The organism is Sulfobacillus sp. hq2 (assembly GCF_002903155.1).
Taxonomy (GTDB): domain Bacteria; phylum Bacillota; class Sulfobacillia; order Sulfobacillales; family Sulfobacillaceae; genus Sulfobacillus; species Sulfobacillus thermotolerans.
The window spans coordinates 15,157-38,378 of the sequence record NZ_NWUL01000025.1; the positions used below are offsets into that span (position 1 = coordinate 15,157).

20 protein-coding genes are annotated in these 23,222 nt (G+C 53.7%); 8 read left to right on the forward strand and 12 right to left on the reverse strand.

The features are described 5' to 3' along the window. Nucleotides 1–370 precede the first annotated feature (370 nt). Both CO251_RS04005 and CO251_RS04010 read left to right on the forward strand, forming a co-directional pair. On the forward strand, nt 371–892 hold the full coding sequence (locus CO251_RS04005) for an RNA polymerase sigma factor (RefSeq protein WP_103374523.1): 522 nt from the start codon (nt 371–373) through the stop codon (nt 890–892). Then, nucleotides 889–2,376 (forward strand): hypothetical protein, encoded by a 1,488-nt coding sequence (locus CO251_RS04010; RefSeq protein WP_103374524.1) that lies wholly within the window; start codon nt 889–891, stop codon nt 2,374–2,376. Before CO251_RS04005 ends, CO251_RS04010 begins: the two co-directional genes overlap by 4 nt. Before the next feature lie 79 nt (nt 2,377–2,455). On the opposite strand, the gene CO251_RS04015 is transcribed toward CO251_RS04010, so the two are convergent. The 4 genes from CO251_RS04015 to CO251_RS04030 all read right to left on the reverse strand — a co-directional run bounded on the left by CO251_RS04015 (nt 2,456) and on the right by CO251_RS04030 (nt 6,123). Then, nucleotides 2,456–3,601 carry a thiolase family protein gene (locus tag CO251_RS04015; RefSeq protein WP_103374525.1) on the reverse strand — a complete coding sequence of 382 codons (1,146 nt, stop codon included), beginning with the start codon at nt 3,599–3,601 and terminating at the stop codon, nt 2,456–2,458. A gap of 29 nt (nt 3,602–3,630) precedes the next feature. Continuing rightward, the gene (locus CO251_RS04020; RefSeq protein ID WP_242968294.1) at nt 3,631–3,957 is read right to left on the reverse strand and encodes an SCP2 sterol-binding domain-containing protein; all 327 of its coding nucleotides are present in this window, start codon (nt 3,955–3,957) and stop codon (nt 3,631–3,633) included. 36 nt (nt 3,958–3,993) lie between these two features. Then, on the reverse strand, nt 3,994–5,133 hold the full coding sequence (locus tag CO251_RS04025; RefSeq protein ID WP_103374527.1) for an acyl-CoA dehydrogenase family protein: 1,140 nt from the start codon (nt 5,131–5,133) through the stop codon (nt 3,994–3,996). A gap of 96 nt (nt 5,134–5,229) precedes the next feature. Next, nucleotides 5,230–6,123 (reverse strand): CPBP family intramembrane glutamic endopeptidase, encoded by an 894-nt coding sequence (locus CO251_RS04030; protein ID WP_146038978.1) that lies wholly within the window; start codon nt 6,121–6,123, stop codon nt 5,230–5,232. A 162-nt stretch (nt 6,124–6,285) separates the two neighbouring features. On the opposite strand from CO251_RS04030, the gene lexA reads away from it, so the two are divergent. After that, nucleotides 6,286–6,873, forward strand: coding sequence for a transcriptional repressor LexA (gene lexA, locus CO251_RS04035; RefSeq protein ID WP_173677064.1), 588 nt, complete (start codon nt 6,286–6,288; stop codon nt 6,871–6,873). Here the strand turns inward: lexA and CO251_RS04040 are convergent. The 3 genes from CO251_RS04040 to CO251_RS04050 form a co-directional block, all read right to left on the reverse strand. After that, a complete protein-coding gene (locus CO251_RS04040) occupies nt 6,856–8,076 on the reverse strand; it encodes a methionine gamma-lyase family protein (RefSeq protein ID WP_103374530.1) in 1,221 nt (406 codons plus the stop codon). The two genes, lexA and CO251_RS04040, sit on opposite strands and share 18 nt — an antisense overlap. A gap of 667 nt (nt 8,077–8,743) precedes the next feature. Further along, nucleotides 8,744–9,349, reverse strand: a complete 606-nt coding sequence (locus CO251_RS04045; protein WP_103374531.1) for a GTPase — start codon at nt 9,347–9,349, stop codon at nt 8,744–8,746. Then, nucleotides 9,349–10,347: an AAA family ATPase gene (locus CO251_RS04050; RefSeq protein ID WP_103374532.1), complete on the reverse strand. Its 999-nt coding sequence runs from the start codon at nt 10,345–10,347 to the stop codon at nt 9,349–9,351. The genes CO251_RS04045 and CO251_RS04050 overlap by 1 nt, the downstream gene beginning before the upstream one ends. Nucleotides 10,348–10,541: 194 nt before the next feature. Between CO251_RS04050 and CO251_RS04055 the strand changes: the two genes are divergently transcribed. After that, entirely contained in the window at nt 10,542–11,555 is a 1,014-nt protein-coding gene (locus CO251_RS04055) for an aldo/keto reductase (RefSeq protein ID WP_103374533.1), read from the forward strand. A 109-nt stretch (nt 11,556–11,664) separates the two neighbouring features. Here CO251_RS04055 and CO251_RS04060 read toward each other — a convergent pair whose 3' ends face one another. Beyond that, the gene (locus CO251_RS04060) at nt 11,665–13,680 is read right to left on the reverse strand and encodes a prolyl oligopeptidase family serine peptidase (RefSeq protein WP_103374534.1); all 2,016 of its coding nucleotides are present in this window, start codon (nt 13,678–13,680) and stop codon (nt 11,665–11,667) included. Between the two features lie 255 nt (nt 13,681–13,935). Here CO251_RS04060 and CO251_RS04065 point away from each other — a divergent pair, with 255 nt between their 5' ends. Together CO251_RS04065 and CO251_RS04070 are read left to right on the forward strand one after the other, a co-directional pair. After that, a complete protein-coding gene (locus CO251_RS04065; RefSeq protein ID WP_158246166.1) occupies nt 13,936–15,060 on the forward strand; it encodes an MFS transporter in 1,125 nt (374 codons plus the stop codon). Between the two features lie 63 nt (nt 15,061–15,123). Then, a complete protein-coding gene (locus CO251_RS04070; protein ID WP_158246167.1) occupies nt 15,124–16,071 on the forward strand; it encodes a LysM peptidoglycan-binding domain-containing protein in 948 nt (315 codons plus the stop codon). On the opposite strand, the gene miaA is transcribed toward CO251_RS04070, so the two are convergent. The 4 genes from miaA to CO251_RS04090 are packed head-to-tail and all read right to left on the reverse strand — an operon-like array spanning nt 16,053 to nt 22,008. Continuing rightward, nucleotides 16,053–17,021: a tRNA (adenosine(37)-N6)-dimethylallyltransferase MiaA gene (gene miaA, locus CO251_RS04075; RefSeq protein ID WP_103374537.1), complete on the reverse strand. Its 969-nt coding sequence runs from the start codon at nt 17,019–17,021 to the stop codon at nt 16,053–16,055. The genes CO251_RS04070 and miaA overlap by 19 nt on opposite strands. Continuing rightward, nucleotides 17,005–18,726: a DNA mismatch repair endonuclease MutL gene (mutL, locus tag CO251_RS04080; protein ID WP_103374538.1), complete on the reverse strand. Its 1,722-nt coding sequence runs from the start codon at nt 18,724–18,726 to the stop codon at nt 17,005–17,007. The genes miaA and mutL overlap by 17 nt, the downstream gene beginning before the upstream one ends. Beyond that, nucleotides 18,689–21,289 (reverse strand): DNA mismatch repair protein MutS, encoded by a 2,601-nt coding sequence (gene mutS / locus CO251_RS04085; protein WP_103374539.1) that lies wholly within the window; start codon nt 21,287–21,289, stop codon nt 18,689–18,691. Before mutS ends, mutL begins: the two co-directional genes overlap by 38 nt. Continuing rightward, the gene (locus CO251_RS04090; protein WP_158246168.1) at nt 21,286–22,008 is read right to left on the reverse strand and encodes a hypothetical protein; all 723 of its coding nucleotides are present in this window, start codon (nt 22,006–22,008) and stop codon (nt 21,286–21,288) included. Before CO251_RS04090 ends, mutS begins: the two co-directional genes overlap by 4 nt. Before the next feature lie 102 nt (nt 22,009–22,110). On the opposite strand from CO251_RS04090, the gene CO251_RS04095 reads away from it, so the two are divergent. Continuing rightward, complete coding sequence (locus CO251_RS04095) at nt 22,111–22,629, forward strand: transcription repressor NadR (RefSeq protein WP_103374541.1); 519 nt, start codon at nt 22,111–22,113, stop codon at nt 22,627–22,629. 11 nt (nt 22,630–22,640) lie between these two features. Continuing rightward, a complete protein-coding gene (locus CO251_RS04100) occupies nt 22,641–23,213 on the forward strand; it encodes a hypothetical protein (protein WP_146038979.1) in 573 nt (190 codons plus the stop codon). Nucleotides 23,214–23,222: the final 9 nt, after the last annotated feature.

Consider the following 23,222-nt stretch of genomic DNA (forward strand, 5'->3'; position numbering starts at 1 on the left):
ATTCTCGCGCCAAAGGATCCGTAGTCTGGGCGCGAGAATGCTATCCATCTTTAATATCCCACATAAGCCGCGCGGCCCGGCCTCCAATTTTTAAAGGCCCGAACCACGCCGACACATATTCCGTTCCGTAGCGAGAAAGTGTTGCGGTGCTTATAATAGCTATAGGGATTGTGGTTGCACGACCGATGACGAATAATTTAAGAATGTGCAACATAATACGGCTGTGGTCTGACCATAACGACCGTGTTCAGAGCGTACATCCTCAGATTCGACATGTCTCGCTCGTTCCATTCTTGCGTATGAAAGTGTTAAGTGATGTAACCTCCTTGCATCGTCAAACGTTATGGTATTGAGACAAGAGAAAAGGGAGTTGCCTGTTACGGACGCACAGGAAGAACGACGGTTTACCCAATTTATGGAGGAATATGGAGATAGAGCTTTGCGGTATGCTTTCGTCACACTGCACGTCAAAGATGACGCGGAGGACACGGCCCAAGAAGCCTTCGTCCGTTTGTGGCGCCATACCGAACGGCACGGCGCGGACACTCTGAGCCCTGCTTTGCTTTTTCATACGATTACCAATCTTTGTCGCGACCGTATGCGTTATTACAAGCGCCATCCCGAAGATCCCACCGACATTCTCGAGGTAACTCAATCTGCCGTCGATGAGGTACCCTTACTTTTGGAGGACGTCAATGTTTTGGACGCTGTCATGAAACTCGGTGTGGTTGAACGCCAATGCATCTTATTATTTTATTATATGGACCGCTCACTAAAGGAGACCGCCGCGGCGCTCGGCGTCAGCGAACAGGTTGTGAAAACCCGTCTCTACCGGGCCCGCCAACACTTGCGTCCTTTGCTTGAACCCCTGTGGAAGGAGGGACTGTTATGAGCGAAGAACGCCACCATGACACAATCGGAGAGCTGATGGATCGGGCCATGGCTGACGGGATGGGTCTGTACTTCAAACCCGACTGGCATCCGAAAAAAGCGTTAAAACGGCGTGCGCGCGTCCGGCAGATATTTTTGAGCGCTGCCGCGGCGTCGATTGCAGGATTGTTAATTCTTCCGCAAATTCGCCCCGCCGGACAAAGCCATACATCGACAGGCCAGCGCACCTTATCAGCACCGGCCCTGTCGGCTTCTGTGAAACATGTGATATCCCAATTAAGCAATCAACCCGTGCAAGTCATGGGGATGTCGCCGGTCTATGCCACCTATCCAATGGCTGTTCCCACGGGACACGCACTCACCTTGTCAGGCAAGTTTAGCGTGGGCAATATCACCGGGACGTCTTTGGTGTTAAAACTGGACAATCGACGCCGTGTATTAGGCGGCACACTATTTAATCAAGGCGTCCCTGTCTATGATTTTGTGGGAAATATCACGACGGGCGGTGACGTTATTAACCCCCATCCGTCGGCTACCCCACTTGCTGGCACGTGGGTTTCCGGCCTCCCGACTCCCATTTCCTCATTTGCGGCGGCCGGCTCATATATTTATCTGACACATAACAATACCTGGGCGGTGCTTCATGGTCCCCGCAACGCGTACTGGGCAGCCTCGCCTGGCCACGCCTCTCCCAACATTATCGACACCATTTCAGCGCTGCCATCCAATCCACAATCCGTTCTCTTGGCGGAAGAAGCGCCATCAGGACTCAGTTCCGGGTATGTCAGTAATAATGGGGGACGGACTTGGCAACCGTGGACTTTAGGGCAAACCACGTTTTCGAATGTCGTCGCGATGGGACACCAGTATTGGGCTATCATCAATGGGACTTTGCAAACAAGCTTCAACGGCATGACGTGGCGTTCCATGATGGCCCTTAATACCAATCGCTGGCAAGTCGAGGATTTTGCCATTAATCCTTCCAACGCGCAGCAAATTGCCGTGGCCCTAGTGCCGATATCCGGCACAGGGATCGGACCCGTTTTAGAAAGTCTTAACGGCGGCAAGACATGGCAGGAATTACCCCATTTTCCTGCCTTAGGAGCCGCCCCCTCCAGTATGGTCATGTCTCCAGCCGGAGGAATTTCGGCGCTCGTCAATCTTACAGATCCTGTGTTGGTGTGTTATTCCCCTCACCACCAAAAGTGGACCGCTATTGCCGTCCCCGCGTCGCCAGACCAAGTGGGCATTGGCCAACTTGCCGCGTCTCCCAACGGTGATCTGTTATACGGCTCGCCTACTGGATCCATTTACCGATGGGTAAAAGCCACAGGCCAATGGCAGTCCATTAGTGCTCCGACCACAACGACATCCGCCCCATATCCGCTTGAAGCGATTGGAAACCATCAAATTCTCGCCGGCTATGGGAACGGCTGGTCGATTTTCGTGGTGTCGAATCCTCTCCCGTCTAAGAAACCTTCTTAAGCGCCTGTTAGCCAAGATGATGGATGAAGGCCCTTCTCACCGGAGAAGGGCCTTCATCCATCGATCCTAATATTGCTGTTTAGACCCGTTCAATAATGGTCGCCACGGCCATTCCCCATCCAATGCACATCGTGATGAGTCCATAGCGTCCTTGAATCGCCTCGAGCTGATTGAGCGCCGTCAAGACGAGACGACCGCCTGAGGCTCCTAGGGGATGTCCCAACGCAATGGCTCCCCCATTGGGGTTGACTTTGTTCCAATCGGGATGATATTCGCGGCCCCATGCTAAGACAACCGATGCAAAGGCTTCGTTTACCTCAAACACATCGATATCATCAAAACGTAAGCCCGCTTTGTCTAACACCTTGCGCGTCGCAGGAATCGGTCCGGTGAGCATGATGACAGGATCCACTCCCACCACGGCCATTGCAACAATACGAGCCCGCGGGGTTAAATGATGCTGACGCAGGGCCTGTTCCGACGCAACCAACAAGGCGCTGGCGCCATCGCTAATCTGACTGGAATTCCCCGCGGTGACGACACCGTCGGCCTTAAAGGGCAAACGCAGTGTAGCCATTTTCTCCACAGTAGTGTCTGCCCGTGGGCCTTCGTCCTGCGTCACCGTCAAGGGCTCTTGACCTTCGGCACTTTGGACCCTGACCGGTATAATTTCCTTGTCAAAAAAATGCTGATTTTGGGCCCGAACGGCCCGCATGTGGCTTTCGTAGGAATACTGGTCTAACTCTTGACGCGATAACTTCCACTGGGCCGCTATCAATTCTGCGGAAATACCCTGAGGAACAATATTGTATTGGGCCAAGAGCTGGTCGCTGAAGGTCGAGCCATCGCTGCCCATGGGCACCCGCGTCATAGATTCCACGCCAGCCGCTACGACCACATCGTGCATGCCTGACATAATGGCTTGTGCCGCTTGGTTGATGGTCTCAAGACTTGACGCACACATGCGGTTGACGGTGGTCCCGGGCACCTCAACAGGAAATCCGGCGATGAGGGGAGCCAACCGGCCGATGTTGTATCCCTGTTCACCAATCTGGGTCACACACCCTAGTCTGACGTCTTCGACCGCGTGGGGGTCAACCTGAGTGCGCTCCATCAATTGCTGCAAAGTCAGCGCCGCCAAGTCATCCGGGCGCACATCTTTCAACACGCCATTGCGCTTTCCAAATGGCGTACGCACGCCATCAACAATATACGCGTCGGCCATGAATTCCGCCCCTTTCTTGAGTACTTGCCTTAGCTAATCAAGGTTTGTAGTTTTAACGCCATACTCATATCTCCGCCAACGGACAGCTTCCCACCCATAAACGCCGTCATTGGGTTGAGTTTGCCAGACGCCAAGTCCTTGAAATCACTAGCACTCATCGTAATCGTGACGCCCGCATTGTCAGCTTTGCCAGATTCCACCTTGGCGCCATCCGCGCCAACGACGACAAAATACTCGGCCCCATCATCCCCTGTAAGAACAAATTGATACGTTCCCTGGGATCCTGCTAATTGCGCTGCCGGCTTTTGGGCCAAGCGACCTTTTAATTCCTCGAACACTTCTTGGGTTGTCATCATCCTGCCTCCTCTATCGAAATCAAGTGCGTGACGCACTCACATGAGACGCGTCATCACCCTTTTTTGGATTTGCGTAGTTCCTTCGTAAATGGACATAATTTTGGCGTCACGCAGCCACTTTTCTACGGGGTAGTCACGGATGTAACCATAGCCTCCCAGTAGCTGCACAGCATTAGTCGCGACCTCCATGGCCATATCCCCACAGTAGGCTTTCGCCATGGATCCCTCTAAGTTGCAAGAGCGCCCTTGATCCGCCAGCCACGCCGCCCGATAGGCTAAAAGACGACCCGCTTCGATCTTGGTTAACATGTCCGACAACGTAAAGGAGACCGCTTGATTATGATAAATGGGCTTGCCAAATTGCACACGCTCTTTGGTGTAAGCCAAAGCATATTCATAAGCCGCGCGTGCAACCCCCACTGCCGCAATGGCCACCGTCGGTCGCGAATGCTCCAGCATTTTCATAGCGCCTAAAAATGCCATATTTTCTTGCCCGAGTAAATTCTCTTCCGGAACATGCACATTGTCAAAGTGCACTTCTGCGGTGTGACTAGCCCTTAGTCCCAACTTCTTAAACTTTTTACCGGACGAAATTCCCGGTGTCTTTCCATCAACAATAAACGCCGAAACCCCCGCGTAGCCCCCTTCAGGGTTGGTTTTGGCAAACACGACATAAACGTCCGCTATGCCGCCATTGGTAATAAACGTTTTGGTCCCATTGAGAATGTACTCGTGGCCTTGTTTCACGGCCTTCGTGCTCATATTCACCACGTCAGACCCGGCTTCCGGCTCCGTCAGACACATTGCCCCCATGCGGACTTGGTCCGGATCACAAAAAAGCGGCAGCCATTTCCGTTTTTGTTCTTCCGACCCCATTTCTAATATGGGAATGGACGCCAATCCTATGCCACCAATCGCGGTTGCAATACCCGCGCAGCCCCAAAATAACTCTTCTCCCACAACCAAACTAGACACAAGGTCGGGCACCCCGTTGCCCCCGTATGCCTCAGGAATGGTATACGCCAAGAGTCCAACTTTCGCAGCTTTTTTTAAGACATCCCACGGCATTTCTTCTTTTTCATCGTATAGCGCCGCTACAGGGCGAATTTCCTTTTCCGCAAAGGTATGGGCCCACTCCTGCAGTTCGCGTTGATCAGGCGTTAATTCAAAGTCCATCGTGCCATCCCCCCTCGCACTAATTGCAACCAGAATTATTTTACCACATCAAATTTATGCAGTTAACAAGTATTTACACGATGACGATGAAACATTTCAACGCACGGCGAATAGCGCTGAGAACACGGCGAGTCCATTAAGCAAGGCATGGGCTATGGTCGTCGTGACCAAGGACCGAGTCTTCACGTAAGCGACATTCAACATCATTCCGGCGACCATCAAGGGAATAAACAATGTCGGATCCATGTGTGCCGCACCAAATACGGCCGCTGCCGTCAGATTAGCCCACCAAAATCCCCATGCCGTCCGCAAGGAGCCAAAGAGGATCCCACGAAAAAGTGCTTCTTCCGCCAACGGGGCCATCACGATGACGGCGAGCGCCATCGCCACAACGATCACAGGATGGGAGTTGATGGTCGAAGCGTACACAAAGGGGTTATTTGATTGGATGGTCACATGACCTATTTGACTCTCTATGCTCACCAACACCCCAACCAAGAGAGTCATCACGCCGCCCGTCGCCAATCCCCACACTATCTCGCGAGGCCACTGAGAGGGCCCAGCATAGTTCTCGGCAATAAAGGCCGACAGGCGGCGACGGTGACGAAGAATCATGAAGACAATAAACCATTCGGTGGGCGGTGTCAGAAGATATGCGGTCAGCAGCAAGGGCAGATTGGCCGATAGCGACGTATGATGAGTTGTTAATAAGCTTATAGAGAGGATGAAGGATGTCCATAAAAATAATCCAAATCCCAAAAATCCATCCCCGGCGGTAATGCGGCCGGGTTGAGCGCGATGTGCCCACATCGCAACGCCCCCGGCCATGATGCCCAACATGGCCGGCAATAGCAACCGTTGGATCCACGACACCGGGACGAACCACAATGGCAGACTTGAGCCAACCGTCAGCAAGACCACCATGGTCGGATAAGGAATCGCCCATGCCATCGCCATCGTCGCAATAACCAATGCCAAGCTGGCGATCATCGCCTCGTCCGCATGATGCACGCGAGCAACACACGCGTACAATCCAACAGCAATAAGTCCTCCCAGAAGGGCCTTTACGCGCTGATTCAGCCGTCCTCCCCCTTCCCCATTACATATTATGGTACAATATTTTAGGCTCTATAAGGAGGACGATCGCTTGTGATGGGAGAAAAGCAACAAAAGATTCTGACCTTTATTCAGGATTATTTAAACCACAATGGATACCCACCGTCGGTGCGAGAAATTGGCAAAGCTGTCGGCTTGAGTTCCACCGCTAGCGTAGCCCGCCATTTAAAGGCGCTGGAAGAAGCCGGGTATATTTCACACCCTCCGTCCAAACGACGTGCGTGGGCAATTGGATCGTCTTCGCACACTCCGACCCTGTCGGTGCCCCTTGTGGGCCATATTACTGCTGGCTTGCCCGTTTTAGCGACCGAATCCTTAGAGGAGCGCCTCACCTTACCCGTCACATTGTTTCGCACTGTCCCCGACTTTCTATTACATGTCGATGGGGATTCTATGATCAACGCCGGGATATTCGACGGCGACATGGTTGCAGTAAAACGCACCTCGTCCGCCGACGACGGCGATATTGTCATTGCCCTCATCGGCGACGAAGCGACCGTCAAATATTTTTACCGGGACCCTGAAGGGGTGCGTCTCATGCCCGCTAATGAGCGATATCGCCCCATTGTTTCCCCTGACATTCAAGTTATTGGCCGCGTTGTCGGTCTAGTCCGCAGCTTGTAACGCGTCGAGACCTTTATTCACGGCCATGACCATATGCCAGCGTGACAACCCGCCTTGCAAGTAGGCCGTATAAGGCGGCCGCATTGGCGCATCACACGATAATTCCAATGACGCCCCCGCCACAAACCCTCCCGCTGCCATAATGACGGGATCGGCATATCCGGGCATGTCCCACGCTTGGGGATCGACGTGTCCATCGACCGGCGATACCGATTGCACTGCCCGGCATAACACTTCAATGCGTTCCGCCCGTCCAAGTTCAATAGCGGTAACAATGTCGGTACGCAAGAGGGCATCAGGCGCCGGATCCACGCGATATCCCGCCGCGTGAAATGCATGGCTCGCATAAATCCCCCCCATGAGGGCCTCGCCTACAATCATCGGGGCCAGAAACCACCCTTGTGCTAACAAACGCACATAAGGGCCCGTCGGCCCGACTTCTTGACCAATGCCCGGCGCTAACAGCATGTCACCCACAGCCTGCACCAAATCCCGTCGTCCCGCAACATAAGCCCCTGTGGGCGCGATGCCCCCGCCTGGGTTTTTTAACAGACTGCCAATAATCAGATCGGCGCCCCAATCCGTGGGTTCTTCCGTGAGGGTAAATTCTCCATAGCAATTATCGACCACTAACCAAGCTCCGCGCGCATGAGCTTGCGATGCGGCCTCTTGAATCTGCGTACGGGTCAAGGACGGTCTGGCCTGATAACCCCGCGACCGTTGCAAGTAGACCACACGCGGCGATATCGTCTCACTCAGTGCAGGCCACTTTGGATCGCCATTCATATCAGTCGGCAGTGTCGTAATCTGCACACCATGCGCAGGCAGGCTTGTACGGCTGTTCCCGAATAGCAAAGGCTGTAACGTATCATAGACAGGACCATTGGCGAGCCATAGGGCATCTCCGGGCATCAACAAGGCGCGCAAAGCCGTGGCTAACGCGTGCGTACCCGATGTCCATTGCGGTCGCACCATGGCCGCTTCAGCATGCATCACGTCGGCGACGATGTGATCCAAGGTATCCCTTCCGCGGTCATCATAACCATATCCTGTGGTCCCACCGAGATCACTGGTTGCCATTCCACTCGTACTAAACGCGGATGCGACCCGCATCATATTGTCTGCCACAACAGCTTCAATGCGCTCCCATGCATTACGGCTCGTACGGAGCACATCAGGACGACGATCTCCTATCACTCTCATTCCACCTTCCTCAAGCGATCTTGGGTATGATACATCATCACCGGAGGAAATGAAATCAACCGATAGCTAGCCCCGTACAGCAAGGCTCAAAAAATAATACCCTCCCATGTTTAGGGTATCTTTGATGATTCGCCCGTTGTACCCGCCCCGCATGGATCGCGTCGTTTCCCATTGATAGGGGCCTTAGGCCGCGGCACAACGGGTCAAAAGTGCTAACCGCACAAAGGACAATGGCCACCACATGTTCCCGTGGCAAAGGAATTCCCCCGATCCTCCTGGATCCGCTGGGTCGCATGCGGTCAACGGGCTTCACCGTTATGTGAACTGATCCATTCGGCGATGGTGCACGCGTCATTAAAGATCCAAGAAGGGACATTTTGCCCCGAGGATCGGGGGAGATACGGCGTCCCCGCCAATTTGTACAGCAACACCTATTGCCACCGATGACCGGGCCCCTCATTTCACGGCTCATTAGCGTCGCATAAATCCTGACGGTCACCGAGGAAAATCCTCTCGAACCGTGCCTCTTCGCAGCAGCAGCGACTCACGTTAGCGGCACGGCACACCAATACCGGACTCTCCTTTATGAACGTGGTCAATCTCCACACAAGTCATGAAATACGTTAGCCTATTTGTGGAAACATAAGCGCTGAGCGACACATTGTTATCATCCCATATACCTAAAAATTAGCGCTTTGACTTCTCGAAAGCCACGCCGAGTTAGAGCCGAAATTGGAATTACCGGAATGCCCCGAAACTGTTCTCGCAATTGATGGACCCCGTCCGCCGCTCCGGGTTTATCCACCTTATTCGCTAAAATGGCATAGGGTCCGAGCAGTTTAGCATACCGGGCAATTTCCTCATCAACCGGCCCAGGCGCTTCAATACTTTTATGGCCTAGACGCGACACATCCACGAGATGCAAAACCATATCAGCAGAGCTGATGCGAGCCAAGGTTGACGCCATGGCTTGACGTACATCCGCCACGTGGTGAATCCCCTCGGAAATTCCCACCGTGTCGATGATGCTCAAATGCTTGGGATTTTTTCCATTGGGCAAGACAAGATCTACACGGCGCGGCAACAAGGTCTTATGCGCTGTATGAGAGACTAATTTTCTCTTGGCATCCTCTAAGGAAACCCGCCGAACCGATACGCGATCATCGCTGCTCATCACATCCAAACGGATCTCTCGCAGGCCCAAATAGGACGCGAAATTCAACACAAACAAAGACTTACCCACATTGGGCTTGCCGATGACCAATGCGTCCATCACAAGCCTCCTTCAATATCAGCCCATGTCAACGTCATTAAATCCTCGCGGGATGCCATGTCTAATCGACGCATCAAGCGCACGGCTTGCCGCCGAATTGCGCCTTCCATTAAATTTCTCACAAGGCGCGCATTGCCTGCATTCTTATGCCACCGTCCCTGGGTCTGTAGCAAATACTCGGCTAATTGACGGTCGGCTTCCGGAGTTAACTGGTATTGACGGGCGGACAACATCAGACGGGCAATGGCAACCAGCTCAATTGGCCCGTAGTCGGGAAAATGCAAATGAAGGGGAAAGCGTGAGAGTAAACCCGGATTCATCGAAAGAAACCACGCCATCTCTTCAGAGTATCCCGCAAGAATTAACACAAATTCACCCCGATGATCTTCCATAGCCTTGACGAGGGTATCGATCGCTTCTTTGCCAAAATCCTTTTCACCGCCTCGCGCCAAGGAATACGCTTCGTCGACAAACAAGACCCCTCCCAAGGCCCGCTTGACAACATCTCGTGTTTTCTGCGCGGTATGCCCAATATATTCCCCCACTAAGTCAGCACGCTCGACCTCTAACATATGGCCTTTGCTGAGCACTTCTAAGGCTTGAAACAATCGTCCTAGAATGCGGGCAACGGTCGTTTTTCCCGTGCCCGGAGCTCCTGAAAACACCATATGCAACGCCTGCGGCTCGCTCGCTAACCCGACCTCGACCCTACGCTGCTGCACTTCGACATAAGCACGAATTTCGTGGACCATCTTTTTTACATCGTGAAGTCCCACTAAATCATCTAATTCTCGCAAAACTACTTCGACGCGCCGACGTCGCGATTCTTGACTGGGCACACGAACCGTTGTCCGGGAATCTCCTGTCCGGCTGTCCAATTTCTGGAGATGCTTTAACGCCCCTTCCGATGAAATACGGCCCGCCTCAAACCACGCCAGAACCTCTCGCGACGTCATCGGATCAGGGGAATAACCATGCTCATAGACTGGTTCGGGCATCTGCTTTCCCTCCGCCTCATATCGTCACACCCTTAACTATACGCACGCCCTTCCAAAATGCTGCCTGTCCGGCAAACAATCCGTAGGTCCTTTGCCGTTCTCTTAAGGAGCGCTGTGAGATTTTCTAAGACCAAGGGTATTAACGTGCCGTTCGCGGTATAATCGAGACAATGGCAGGAATCATGGAGAGCGCAATGGAGCTAAACGCACAGAGGTATCACTTGGGTCAGTGGGGACCTTCGGTATCAAGAATCGGATTGGGCTTAATGGGCATGTCCGGGATGTATGGCACGGCCAATCGCTCTGAAAGTCTCGCGACCATCCACGCCGCCATAGACGCGGGCATTAATTTGTTGGACACGGGTGACTTTTATGGGATGGGTCATAACGAATTTTTGCTCCGTGAAGCGTTACAAAACCGACGACGCGAAGACCTGATTATCAGTGTGAAATTCGGCGCTTTACGTGCGCCGTCGGGAGAATTTCTAGGATATGACAGCAGACCAGCCGCCATCAAAAACTTCTTGGCCTATTCTCTTCAACGTCTCGGGGTGGACTACATTGATATCTATCGGCCAGCCCGGCTCGACCCCTCAGTGCCCATTGAGGATACGGTAGGCGCTATCGCCGATATGGTCAAAGCCGGTTATGTCCGCTACATCGGTCTCTCCGAAGTTGGCGCTCACACCTTGCGCCGGGCCCAAACGGTCCATCCCATTGCCGATCTTCAAATTGAGTACTCGTTGATGTCACGGGGGATCGAATCCGAAATATTACCGACATGCCGTGAACTGGGCATCGGCATCACGGCCTATGGGGTCTTGTCACGCGGACTCCTAAGTGGAACATGGTCACCACAGGCATCGCACTCTGGAGACATTCGCAGCAGGATGCCACGTTTTCAAGAGGGCAATCTTGAAAAGAATCTCATATTAGTCGAAACACTTCGCCAGATGGCAAATGAAAAGGGCCTTACGGTCGCGCAATTAAGCATTGCCTGGGTGCTTTCCCGTGGTCACGATATTATTCCTCTCATAGGGGCTAGACGCCGCGACCAACTTGCCGACGCCTTGGCGGCACTAACGGTGGAGTTGAATCCAGATGAAGGGGCGAGAATCGAAGCGGCCATCCCCATGGGTACGGTAGCGGGAACTCGCTATGCCCCAGCTCAAATGGCCCAGCTCGATAGCGAACGGACTTCGTCGTAAGCTCTCCTTAAGGCTAGAGCTTGGCGCACGGGGAAGGATTGCGAAGAAGCGTGGGCGAATGTCTTGTGCTACTTGACTAAGCGGGAGACATTCGCCCTTAGGCGCCCCGTTATGCTTTAGACTCCCGCTCCTTCTCGCCCATGGTCGGCGTCACACCTAACTGTCGGCATTGGAATGTCCAGATATCCGATTCTTCTTCAAGAGCTTGCTCGCGTGTCTTACCCACACCATGTCCTGCCTCCGGTTCGATGCGCAAATATATAGGATATCCTGAACCCGTCGCATCTTGGAGGCGCGCAGCCATCTTCCTGGCATGCAGCGGAGCCACCCGGTTATCGTGAGCCGATGTAAAAAGGAGGACAGCGGGGTATTTCGTATACGGCACCACATGATGATACGGCGAATACCGGTAAAGCCATTGCCATTGCTGATAAACCGCGGGATCCCCATACTCATCTTTCCATAGGGCTGCCACTAAAAACTGGTCGAAACGTACCATGTCCAATAAAGGAACGCCGATGATAGCCGAACGCATGAGCTCGGGATGCTGCGTCACTAGCGCCCCCGTCAGCAACCCACCATTGCTCCGCCCGGTAATGCCTAACATTGAGGCCGTGGTATAGCCGCGCTGAATCAAGTAACGCAAGACGGCGGTCATGTCGTCAAACACCGATTGCTTGCGCTCCCGCATTCCAGCTTGGTGCCACGCCTCTCCTCGCTCGCTGCCTCCCCGTAAGCCCGCCACCACATAAAGTCCGCCCGACTCCACCCATAACGCAATACCTGGCGAGTAAACCGGGGTATAGGCAATATTAAAGCCGCCATATCCGCCGACTATTGTTGGCACAGGGCCTGTCGACTGAGCCCGCTTTTTCGCCAAATAAATTGGAATGAACACACCATCTGGTCCTTCGACTTCCTCTGCCCAGACGTCCATCTCAAAGCGCCAAGGTCCGTCCACACCCCATGATTCGAGCGGCCCAAGCGGACTGCGCATGCGAAATAATTGGGGAGGATGATCAAACGATGTCCAACCCAGCCATGCCTCCTGGCGGTTGGTGTCAATGGCCATTCCCATCACCGTACCGATTCCTTGATGGGGCAAGTCAATATCGTGCCCTTCACCTTCGGCACTCGTCCACTGCAGCACTAAGCGCGCACAGCGCCAGCGCAGCGTTAAAAATCCGCCCGCATACGGATAGCATTGCTCAATCGCCTCGTTCGGTTCTGCTGACCACAGCGTCTCCCATGCGTTTGATGCCGCGCGCCATACCACCACTTCACTGGGTGAATTCGGAGACTGGTAAATACCCAAAAGCTCATTATGATCCCAAAACGGATCGATGTGTGCCTCTTGGCTGGCAAATATGGTCTTTATGGGATGAGTCGGTTGCGAGATATCGCACAGTGCCAGTTCATTCGCACTCCATCCTCTATGCGTGTCGATTAACAGCCACGGTGCTGTGGTCGCTAAAGAGAGCGTAAACGTTGCTTGCAGGTCGGCATCTTCATAGATGACGACATCTTCTAGGTAGGGGGTCCCCAACTGATGCCGATAGACTTTGGGTCCATAATGATCAGCCGTCCCATCCGCACGTAGAGGATAGCGCGTGTAATAAAAAGCATCAGCCCCTTCCCCCATTGCCACAGAGGTCCAGCGCGTGCCCGGAATCTCGTCGGATAAAAACGCGTGACGTTGCATGTCAAAAATTTTAAGGACGGTCCATTCATCCCCTTGGTGAGATACTCCATAAAACACATAGCGCCCATCGTTGGACAGCGTAAACCAGTCAATAGCTTCTGGCACGGCCGCGCAATTTGGTTCATAAACCACGAACACGTCTTGGGTTTTTAGGTCCATCACTTCAAGTCGGAATTGATTGGCGCCTGGGGGCCTGTGCAATACCGCCCATGTATCCCCGCGCACTTGGGGCATGCCGGGCGTGTCGACATCGCCCCACCTTTGGAGCTGGGCGTGAACGTGCGGCCAATAGGGGTCATTTCGCAAGGCGTGCCGTGTCCGTTCATGCTGAATCTTTTCAAACTCTTGAGTCATGGAGCCATCTTGTTCTAACGCGTAATACGGATCAAAAATGGGAAAGCCATGCATAAAAACATATGACATCAGTCCAGCGCTCCTTACGTCACATAATTAGACAACGACCTCGGCCTGCGGCACCGCCATGTAATCAATTCCCCCGAAGTCTGGCTTGGCGCATCTCTTGGTCTTGGCCGATGAATAAGACGCTTCGGGTTCTAGAGACACGCTACCACAATGGCACAATCCCCGCGAGGCATGAATAAGTAGACCGGTTTCTCCCTTATAAAAAACGCATACTTCCTGGTCGTCTCTTTCATGCTAGGTGCAGAGGTGACGTTGATGCCATTGAGGAACCCCCGGATTCAGCCCCTATGGTTTTTTGCGCAAACATTTGTTATTGGCTTGGACTTATATATTGTCTCGCCCTTACTCCCCCAAATTATGAGACACTACCACATTGGCGCATCTCATGCCAGTTTATTAGTCACGGTCTTTGCTTTAACGTATGCTATCGCTTCTCCCTTTTGGGGCTATTATGCCGACAGCCATCCCAGGCAATGGACAGCCCTATGGGCCTTAACCATCTTCATCGTGGGTGATGTCCTCACAGCGCTTGGTCCTCCCTATGTCCTTGTGTTGGCCAGCCGCGTTCTTGCTGCGGTAGGTGCCGCGGGCTTTACCCCCACCTTATATGCCTATATTGCCGACCATGTTCCTTACCGGTCACGGGCCAAAAGTATGGGCGTTGCCTCCGCTGGCTTTTCATCGGCCACGTTCCTAGGCATTCCCACGGGCCTCATCGTCGCGAACGCTTTAGGATGGACCGCTGCGTTTTGGCTAATCTTTGTACTGGCGTTATGCTCGCTCGTCATTACGCGTGAGCTGTGGATACGTTCACCAATCCCGCAACCCACTACTCCTCCGTCTTGGACCTTACCGCGCCCTCTGTGGGGAAACGTTCTGATGACAGGCTTGGCGTTCGGCAGCTTTGGAACCGTCTATACCTATCTTCCCTTATATTTAGTGCAGACATGGCATATCACCAGACTGTCCTTAACTATTTTTATGATGGTCTTCGGCCTCGCTGGTCTCATCGGCACCTTATCATCGGGCCGTCTTGGTGACCGCTTCGGCAATTTGTTGGTCATCCGTTGGGGCATGTCTGCAGAAATCGCGACTTTGGTGATGTTACTCTTCACGTCTAATGTGGCCACCTTGTGGACTGCCTTATTGGCCTATTCCTTCGTCAGCTCTTATACCCCCTCTCTGAAAGCGCTTATTAGCCATAAAGGGGCCAAAGGATTGGCATTAGCTTGGAATAACTCGGCCATGTATCTCGGATTGTCCGTGGGTTCTGCGTTAGGCGGCTGGCTCTGGCATTGGCACATGAGCGCCGTCTATGGGGGCGCCATCATTCTATTAGCCGGAGGTTGGCTCAGCGCGACTTCCAAAGTTTGGGCATGATTTCCAAGAGCACGACATAAGATGAAACCGTAGGACAAGACTATCCCCATAGGAGGAATGCGCATGATAACGTCGACCCCCGGGTGGGCGCCCCGTCAACGGTCGAGCGTCTGGCCTGCACGTGTCGCTGTGGCATGTGGCACCTTGCTGTTGGGCAGTGCCGCGCATCAAACACCTGCGCCCAAAGTCGCGCCAGTCGGTAGGAAAGCCCATTCACCTACGCTCATTGTCCCACGCCCCATTGCCTTACCGAAAAAACTTCGCAGGCCCTTGTCATCGCTGGCCCAGTCGCAAACGCGTGCCCACGTCTATCGGATCCGGTGGGGTGACTCTTTGTGGAGCATTGCCGAAAAGTTTCATGTTTCTGTTGCCACGCTGGAAGCTGCTAATCACTTACACAGTACAACCATTTACGCCGGGGATACATTGACGATTCCCACCCAGAGTCATACCGTAACCCCCGGAGACACTGTGGAATCCATTGCCCGTCGTTACCAAGTCCCTATTTTGAAAATTTGGCATGCAAATCACCTGACGTCTGACCAATTGACCAAGGGACAAGTCCTGAGTGTGCCGGCTGCGAAACCAGAAGCTCACCTCTATGATGCCGAGCCCGTGCAGCCTGCCGCCACCATCTCCCCGTCGACGGTGCCTTTTACGCACGAGGATATCCGGTTATTGGCCCATTTAGTCCACGCCGAAGCCGGCAACCAACCTTTTTTAGGTCAAGTCGCCGTGGCCGCAGTCGTTCTGAATCGGTTAAAAACCCCGGGGTTTCCCAAAACTATCCCCGAGGTGATTGAAGAACCCGGACAATTTGATTCGGTGAGTTCCGGAACTTTTTGGCAAAGTCCCGGAACCTTGGCCTATAAAGCCGTGATGGCAGCCCTGAACGGTGCCGATCCGACGGGCGGGGCGTTATTCTATTACAACCCCTCTTTGCCCTATGCCAGTTGGATGAATACGTTGCCGGTGACAGTAACTATTGGCAATCAAGTCTTTTGTCGTTGAACCGCCACGAGCTCTTGCGCGTGGGAAATAATCTGGGCCGCAACCCGTTCAAATCCGTAGAGAGACAGATCGAGCCAACGAGCAGCCTTTTCCGAACGAAACCATGTCAATTGACGTTTCGCATACTGCTTGGTATGCCGCGCAATAAATTCGTCCCGTTCCGCCGCGGTACTCCGGCCAAAAGCCCATTGCACCGTTTCTCGGTATCCGATAGCGGACAAGCTTTGCGCATGGGCCGGCACCCCCTGCGACAACAGACCTAAGACCTCTTCGGGCAAGCCCTGCGCAATCATCTGGTGCGTACGCTGTGTAATCCGTTGGTGCAAGTCAGCAATAGGGCGAGTCAACACCCAATAGTCGACACGGTAGGGACTTGGCTGTCCCTGCCGTTTTAATGGACGGCCAGTGGTCCACACGACCTCCAATGCCCTCGTAATTCGATTTTTGTCGTTGGCCGCGATTTTGTCATAGCTCACCGGATCTAATACCTTCAGTAAATCGCGAATTTTTTCCCATCCCTGCTCGTCTGCCAATTGCCGGATATGGCGCCGAATAGCTGCCGACAACGCCGGATCTTGGGGAGTAAAGATAAAGTCTTGAACCACGGCCCGAATCCACAGCCCCGTGCCGCCCACCATAATGGGCAAGTGGCCACGCGCCCAAATCTCATGAATGCGGGTTTTGGCGTACTGCTGATATTCGGCCACGGAAAACGTGGCCGACGCATCCACGAGGTCCAAGCCAAAATGCGGAATGCCGCGACGTTCCGCTAACGGAATTTTCGCGGTCCCGATATCCACCCCTTGAAAAATTTGCGCTGAATCACAGGAAATAATTTCGCCCTGCAGTGCCTCGGCGACGGCAAGGCTGACATCAGTTTTCCCCACCGATGTCGGTCCTGCCAAAATCACCAGCGGCGGCTTAACACGCCCGTTATCCCCGTCGTCCAAATCGGCGGTCAACCTCCTCCATACTTAAGTGCAGCGTCGTCGGCCGACCATGCGGACAGCCACGAGGGTCTTCCACCCGTGCCATGAGGTTCAATAGGGTTTGCATTTCTTCCAAGGTGAGGGGACGGTAGGCCTTAACCGCCGCCTTGCATGCGGCCATCGCATACTTCGCCTCTTGCGTCCAAAAGATCGGATGGCCCTGATGGGCATCTTGCTCGGTTAAGGATTCCAGGACGGTACGAATGATCCCCCCATTGTCACCATGCGGTGCTGTCAAGCCTTGCGGCAAAGCGCGAACTAATAAGGTTGTCCCTCCTACTTCCTCCACCTCAAATCCCATTTCTGCAAACAGCGCACGGTTCTCTTGCCATTTTGCCCATTCTGCTGGAAGACACGTATAGGTGTAGGGAATCAACAACGGCTGACTTACGAGAATGTCACGCCCTTTTTTGCGAAATTCCTCATAATACACCCGTTCGTGAGCGGCATGCTGGTCAATGAGATATAACCCCAAAGGACCCTGCGCAATGATGTATTTAGCCTGCCATTGAGCCAACGGGACCAGGGCTTGATATTCTTCATGCAAAATCGGGTCGGGCTCGGGAGCCTCATGACGGGGCCTATCCCATACCAACATTAACTGCTCGTTGGCATGGACCTCTTCGGAAGCCACAGGCACCTCCCAAGAACTGTTGACTCTCAAAGCCGACGACGAGGAATATCGGGTCAACACCTCCGTAACCGCACGGTAGAGGTATCCCGCAATCATCCGTTCGTGGTCAAGACGCACCTCGGCTTTGGTCGGATGGGCATTGGGATCAACCTCCGCGCCATCCACCGTCACCCACAGCCAAAAATAAGGATACCGTCGGTCGGGAACATTCGGACGAAATGCCTCTTCCACCGCATTGCGCAAAACCCAGTTAGTGACCCAGCGCCGATTGATAAAGAGACTTTGTCCCTGACGGGTGCCACGGTGCCGCCCCGCGGGACACACAAACCCCGTCACAGTCACTCCGTGCCCTGACCAAGATACTTCCAGCATGTCCGAGGCCACTTCACGGCCAAACAACTGCAAGACAATCTCATCGATTCGGCCTTGGCCAGAGGTCTGCCATAACACGGTCTGCTCACTCGTGAGTTTGAATGCCACCTCAGGATAGCCAATCGCGTAATGCTGCAGCGTATTTTGAACCGCCCCGAGTTCCGCCGTTGGCGATTTTAAGGCCTTAAGTCGCGCTGGAATATTAAAAAATAAATCCTCGACCACAATCTCTGTGCCCTGGTCCATGGCACACGGCTGCGGCTCTAACGGTATGCCTCCGGTAATCTGAACTTGGTAGCCGTAGGCACTGCCGCGGGGACAAGAGGCCATACGCATGCGGCTGACGGCAGAAATGGCGGCTAAAGCTTCGCCGCGAAAGCCTAGGGTCGTTCCCTGCGCCAAATCCTCTAACCGTTCAATCTTAGAGGTGGCATGACGTTTAACACAAAGGACGAGGTCCTCGCGGTCCATGCCGTGCCCATCATCGCGCACCGCTAAAAATTGCCGTCCTCCCTCAGCTAAGGTCACATCAATATGCTGTGCCTCCGCATCTAAGGCATTCTCCACCAGTTCCTTCGCTACAGAAGCGGGACGCTCCACCACTTCCCCAGCCGCAATTTGGTCAGCGACTAGCGCGTCCAGAATATGTATCCGCCCCACCTTCTACTCCTTTCTGCCGCGCCCTCCGAATACGTTCGAGCCAGTCCGTAATCCACGCCCACGCTTCCCGCGGAGAAAGGTCATCGGGGTCTATAGCGGCGAGGGCCGTCAGTAATTCTTCTCCCATCGGGTCGGGTTGAAACCAGGTGACCTGCTGCAATGGTTCGGTCAATTCCCGACTATGTTCTTCCCATTGCGCCAACAAATGCCGCGCACGGGTCAAAAGCGTCTTCGGCAGTCCCGCAAGCTCCGCTACTTCTACCCCATAAGACCGCGACGCAGCGCCTGTGATAACACGGTGTGTAAACACAAGTTGACCGCTTAATGCGTCATGCGCCACTTCCACAGACAAATTGCTGACCCGCTCACGTGTCTCGGCTAGGCGCGTTAATTCGTGATAATGCGTCGCGAATAGTGTCAACGGGCTGGGTTCTGCGGATAGTCGTTCCGCCACGGCTTGCGCAATAGCCATCCCATCAAACGTCGACGTACCGCGACCCAATTCGTCTAAAATCACCAGACTGTCACGCTGACTCTGCCGTAAAATCCAAGCCATTTCTTCCATTTCCACCATAAACGTACTTTGTCCCCGGTATATATCGTCGTCAGCCCCGATACGTGTATAGAGGCCCGTAAACAATGGCAGCTGCATCTCCTTGCACGCCACGGGTGCCCCTATGTGGGCCAGGAGCACATTGAGAGCAACCGCGCGCATAAATGTTGACTTCCCGCCCATATTAGGCCCGGTGATTAACGCCAGCCGCAAGCTGTCAGGAAATTCCACATGAGTCGGCACAAAATGCTGCGTAAAGGTCTCTAATACCGGATGGCGCAATCCGTTCAACTTCAGATGACGATCTTGCGCATCGTCATTCCATTGCGGTAAGTAGTAATGACGCTGCACAGATACTTCAGCCAGAGCCGTCAACGCATCCATCTCACCCAGCCACCGAGCTACGTCATTCAGTAAGGCGCTCGCCTCGCGGATCGTTGCCAGTACCTCGCTCGCTTTTTGGTATTCATAGGTCTTCAACTCCGTCTCCGCTTCCACAATCGTGCGCTCTAACTCCAACAAGCTATCGCTAGTAAATCGCTCAGCATTGGCCATGGTCTGGCGACGACGCCAATCATCTGGTACCTTATGGGCTTGCCCATGACTCACTTCCAAATAATACCCAAAGGTACGATGGTAGCCGACCTTGAGCGATTTAATCCCAGAGCGTTCTCGTTCCGACTGCTCTAGCTGGGCTAATGCCTCGCGTTGATGGCTTAACAAAGCCCGGTAGCGATCAATGCGGGCATCGGCACCCTCGCGAATGAGGCCGCCTTCGTCCCATTTCACAGGAGGGTCGTCATGCAAAATGGCCATGTGGGTGAGAATCTCGCTTACGCCCCGCTCACCGGGTCTAGCCACTTCCCCTTGGAAGTCGCTTGGTAGTGGCTGGATTATTTGATACACGGCTTGTACTTGTTGCAAGCCCGTCCGAATAGCAATCAAGTCCTTAGGCGACGCGAGCCCTAATGCAACGCGCGAAACGCGCTTGGCCAAATCCCCGATGGGCCGAATTTGTTGGCGTAGAGCATCGCGAATGAGCGGTTTGTCCATCCAACCCGCAATAGCGCGTTGACGTTTCTGAATACGGATTAAGGAGGCCAACGGACGTTCCAACCACGCCATCAGTTGACGTTTGCCCATGGGCGTACACGTTTTGTCAAGCACGGACAACAAGCTAGGCCCATTGTCGCTGAACACGTTGAGTTGGCGGAGCGTACGAGCACTCACGGCCATGGTATCACCAGGCTTAATCCACGCAATGTAGCTAAGATGAATAGGGTCTTGGCGCTCTAGCCGCGTAACATAGCGCCATAAAACGTAAACCGCGGCCTGAGCGGCTTCATGCTCAGCAAGCCCCCACCCACTTAGGGTCTGGGTCCCTAGCTTCGCAGCCAAGAAGGCTTCTTGTTCGCGGCGGTTAGGCACCAAAGCAAACCATGGAGCAGACTCGATTAAATGGCCGGATAAGGTGAGTGGTTCGGGCCAATTCGACAAATACTCCTGGGGTCTCCAATGCGCCCACTGTTCCGTGACCTGTTCCGCCGCCAAGCGCCCCATACGCTGTTCGCTTAGGTATATAGTACCTGTCGCGAGTTCCGCCACGGCCAAGGCCCATTCTTTCTTGGTGGCATAAATCACGGCAAGACGTGCAGGAGTTTGATCGTTTTCGCCAATGTACGTCCCCGGCGACACCACACGGATAATTTGGCGCTCAACCAATCCCTTTGCCTGCTTAGGATCTTCCGTCTGTTCCGCAATCGCCACGGTAAATCCGGCGTCAATGAGGCGCTTAAGGTATTGATCCACCGCATGATAGGGCACCCCACACATCGGCGTGACTTTGTCGCGCGTAGTGAGTTGCACATCCAAAATCGGCGCCGCCACGGTGGCATCGTCACCAAACAACTCGTAAAAATCCCCCAGTCTAAAAAAGAGCAAGGCCTCAGGATTTTCTTTTTTCAATCGTTGATATTGTTCTTGCATAGGCGTCGTTTTCACGCGGTTCACCAGGCAAACCCCTCACTCTCACCATGGGCGGCTAACCATAATCCTTCAAGAAAGCCCCGGGGATGAAACGTCACATAATCCCATCCATAGACTGAAAACAGTTGCCGCACCAATTGCAATCCTTGGGGAAAAATTTGACGACGCAGGGCATCTAGCGTCGAAAGACGTTCCGGATACGCGGCCAATTCGGCTAATAACGCCTCAACCTGCGAGACGTAAATGACGTTCGTTCGCACCATCTGGGATAAGACTTGCGCCGTTCCCCCTATCAGCACCGGGTGCTGAATACGCCCCACGGCTGGCCATGTTACCGACTCTTGCCGCACGGCACCAACGGGAACGCTAAACGCCTCCGATGACGAGGCGAATTCCGTGCTGCCTCCCCCAATATCCACAATCCACTCCATCTGGGGGACGGCATCTTTGACGGCCATCCATGTCAATCGAGCTTCTTGCCAACCGCTCACCTCATGATAATCCCAACCCGCCTTTCTCACTAAAACCGCAAGATCCGGATGGCGCCGCATTGCTTCTCCCCCGGCCGCGATCATCACTTGGCACTGTGTTTGGCGGGCGCTATCAGTAAAAGACGTGATCACTTCAGCTAATGCATCTTCTCGGTCGTCCGCAAACATATTAACCAACCGTTGTTGGCGCATGAGCACATGAGACAGATCTGTTGCAATTAACAAACTCGTACTCGTTGACCCGATCTTCATTGCGGCTACCCTTTGCATATTGTCACCCTTTAAAAAAATTGCTCAGACTACGCCAATGTGTCAGTATTATAACAAATTATCTTCGGAAGGCAGGTATAGGGTATGACTGGAAGTGAACGCCGGGCATGGCTTAAAGCACATTTAAACGGTACCACGCCCATTGCGGGACATGAGCTGTCTCAGACATTAGGGGTCAGCCGTCAAGTGGTCGTGCAAGACATTGCCTTATTACGCGCGGAAGGACATCCCATCATCTCCACCCCGCGGGGGTATATGATTTGGGAAAAGCCTTCGGGCAGTATTCGGCAAGTGCTAGCAGTCAAACACTCTGATGACCCCCATATTGTTCGACAGGAGCTCCTCACCCTGGTTTCGCATCATGTCACGGTGCTTAATGTCATTGTCGCCCATCCCCTATACGGTGAGCTCGTAGGCAACTTGAATTTAACCTCGTCCGACGACGTGGACAATTTCCTACAAACGATGCAGTCACAAGGTGCCGCCCTGCTGTCTCAGTTAACGGATGGAGTCCACCTGCATACGGTCGAGGGCACGCCGGACAACATCGCCCGCGCCAAACACGCATTACAAACTATCCATATTTTATTGCAACCCAGTTGATGGAGCACGTTATGCCACACGCGTATTTTCTCGACACAGCACTCTATGAGCCCTTAATCCCTTCTGACGCGTGGATAATGGGGCGTGGTTGCCCGGATATCTCGGCACCTTGGCCTCTTGAACAGCGGGGTCTATTTATAGAGGACGACCAGCAGATGTTTTGGATCAAAGACGACACATGGCGCCACGAGCCCATGACGAACTTGCCGCTCCTCGTGGAATGGCACCAACAGTCTGTCGCATTAATGGCTGAATCACACCTTCAATTTCCGGAAATCAGTCGGTATTTCGCTCATCATGGGGCCATGCTCTTCCTTGTCGTTGGGGAAGCTCCACGCGCTGATTACCGCAGCGGGTTGTGGCGAGAGGTCCAGCAAAATCAAGTCGTGGCGTTGACGTGGTGGCCGCACCCCGGTCTTCTTGTTCCCTGCGAAATGGACCCCACGACCACCGGATTTATTCCGGCCGTCTCTTCCCATGTCCAATGGGAATGGTCTCAGGTGTTCGAGGTTCGAGAACGCTATCCCCTGTGGCAACGGCGGCGCCCCGATCTCTACCGCACGCACTGGTGGATTGCCCCATGACAATCGGCC

What these genes read in the sequence shown, in the direction of transcription:
- CO251_RS04010 (WP_103374524.1), top strand. Translation starts at nt 889, where the DNA reads ATGAGCGAAGAACGCCACCATGACACAATCGGAGAGCTGATGGATCGG.
- CO251_RS04015 (WP_103374525.1), bottom strand. Translation starts at nt 3,601, where the DNA reads ATGGCCGACGCGTATATTGTTGATGGCGTGCGTACGCCATTTGGAAAG.
- CO251_RS04020 (WP_242968294.1), bottom strand. Translation starts at nt 3,957, where the DNA reads ATGATGACAACCCAAGAAGTGTTCGAGGAATTAAAAGGTCGCTTGGCC.
- CO251_RS04025 (WP_103374527.1), bottom strand. Translation starts at nt 5,133, where the DNA reads ATGGACTTTGAATTAACGCCTGATCAACGCGAACTGCAGGAGTGGGCC.
- CO251_RS04030 (WP_146038978.1), bottom strand. Translation starts at nt 6,123, where the DNA reads ATGATCGCCAGCTTGGCATTGGTTATTGCGACGATGGCGATGGCATGG.
- lexA (WP_173677064.1), top strand. Translation starts at nt 6,286, where the DNA reads ATGGGAGAAAAGCAACAAAAGATTCTGACCTTTATTCAGGATTATTTA.
- CO251_RS04040 (WP_103374530.1), bottom strand. Translation starts at nt 8,076, where the DNA reads ATGAGAGTGATAGGAGATCGTCGTCCTGATGTGCTCCGTACGAGCCGT.
- CO251_RS04045 (WP_103374531.1), bottom strand. Translation starts at nt 9,349, where the DNA reads ATGGACGCATTGGTCATCGGCAAGCCCAATGTGGGTAAGTCTTTGTTT.
- CO251_RS04050 (WP_103374532.1), bottom strand. Translation starts at nt 10,347, where the DNA reads ATGCCCGAACCAGTCTATGAGCATGGTTATTCCCCTGATCCGATGACG.
- CO251_RS04055 (WP_103374533.1), top strand. Translation starts at nt 10,542, where the DNA reads ATGGAGCTAAACGCACAGAGGTATCACTTGGGTCAGTGGGGACCTTCG.
- CO251_RS04060 (WP_103374534.1), bottom strand. Translation starts at nt 13,680, where the DNA reads ATGTCATATGTTTTTATGCATGGCTTTCCCATTTTTGATCCGTATTAC.
- CO251_RS04065 (WP_158246166.1), top strand. Translation starts at nt 13,936, where the DNA reads ATGCCATTGAGGAACCCCCGGATTCAGCCCCTATGGTTTTTTGCGCAA.
- CO251_RS04070 (WP_158246167.1), top strand. Translation starts at nt 15,124, where the DNA reads ATGATAACGTCGACCCCCGGGTGGGCGCCCCGTCAACGGTCGAGCGTC.
- CO251_RS04090 (WP_158246168.1), bottom strand. Translation starts at nt 22,008, where the DNA reads ATGAAGATCGGGTCAACGAGTACGAGTTTGTTAATTGCAACAGATCTG.
- CO251_RS04095 (WP_103374541.1), top strand. Translation starts at nt 22,111, where the DNA reads ATGACTGGAAGTGAACGCCGGGCATGGCTTAAAGCACATTTAAACGGT.
- CO251_RS04100 (WP_146038979.1), top strand. Translation starts at nt 22,641, where the DNA reads ATGCCACACGCGTATTTTCTCGACACAGCACTCTATGAGCCCTTAATC.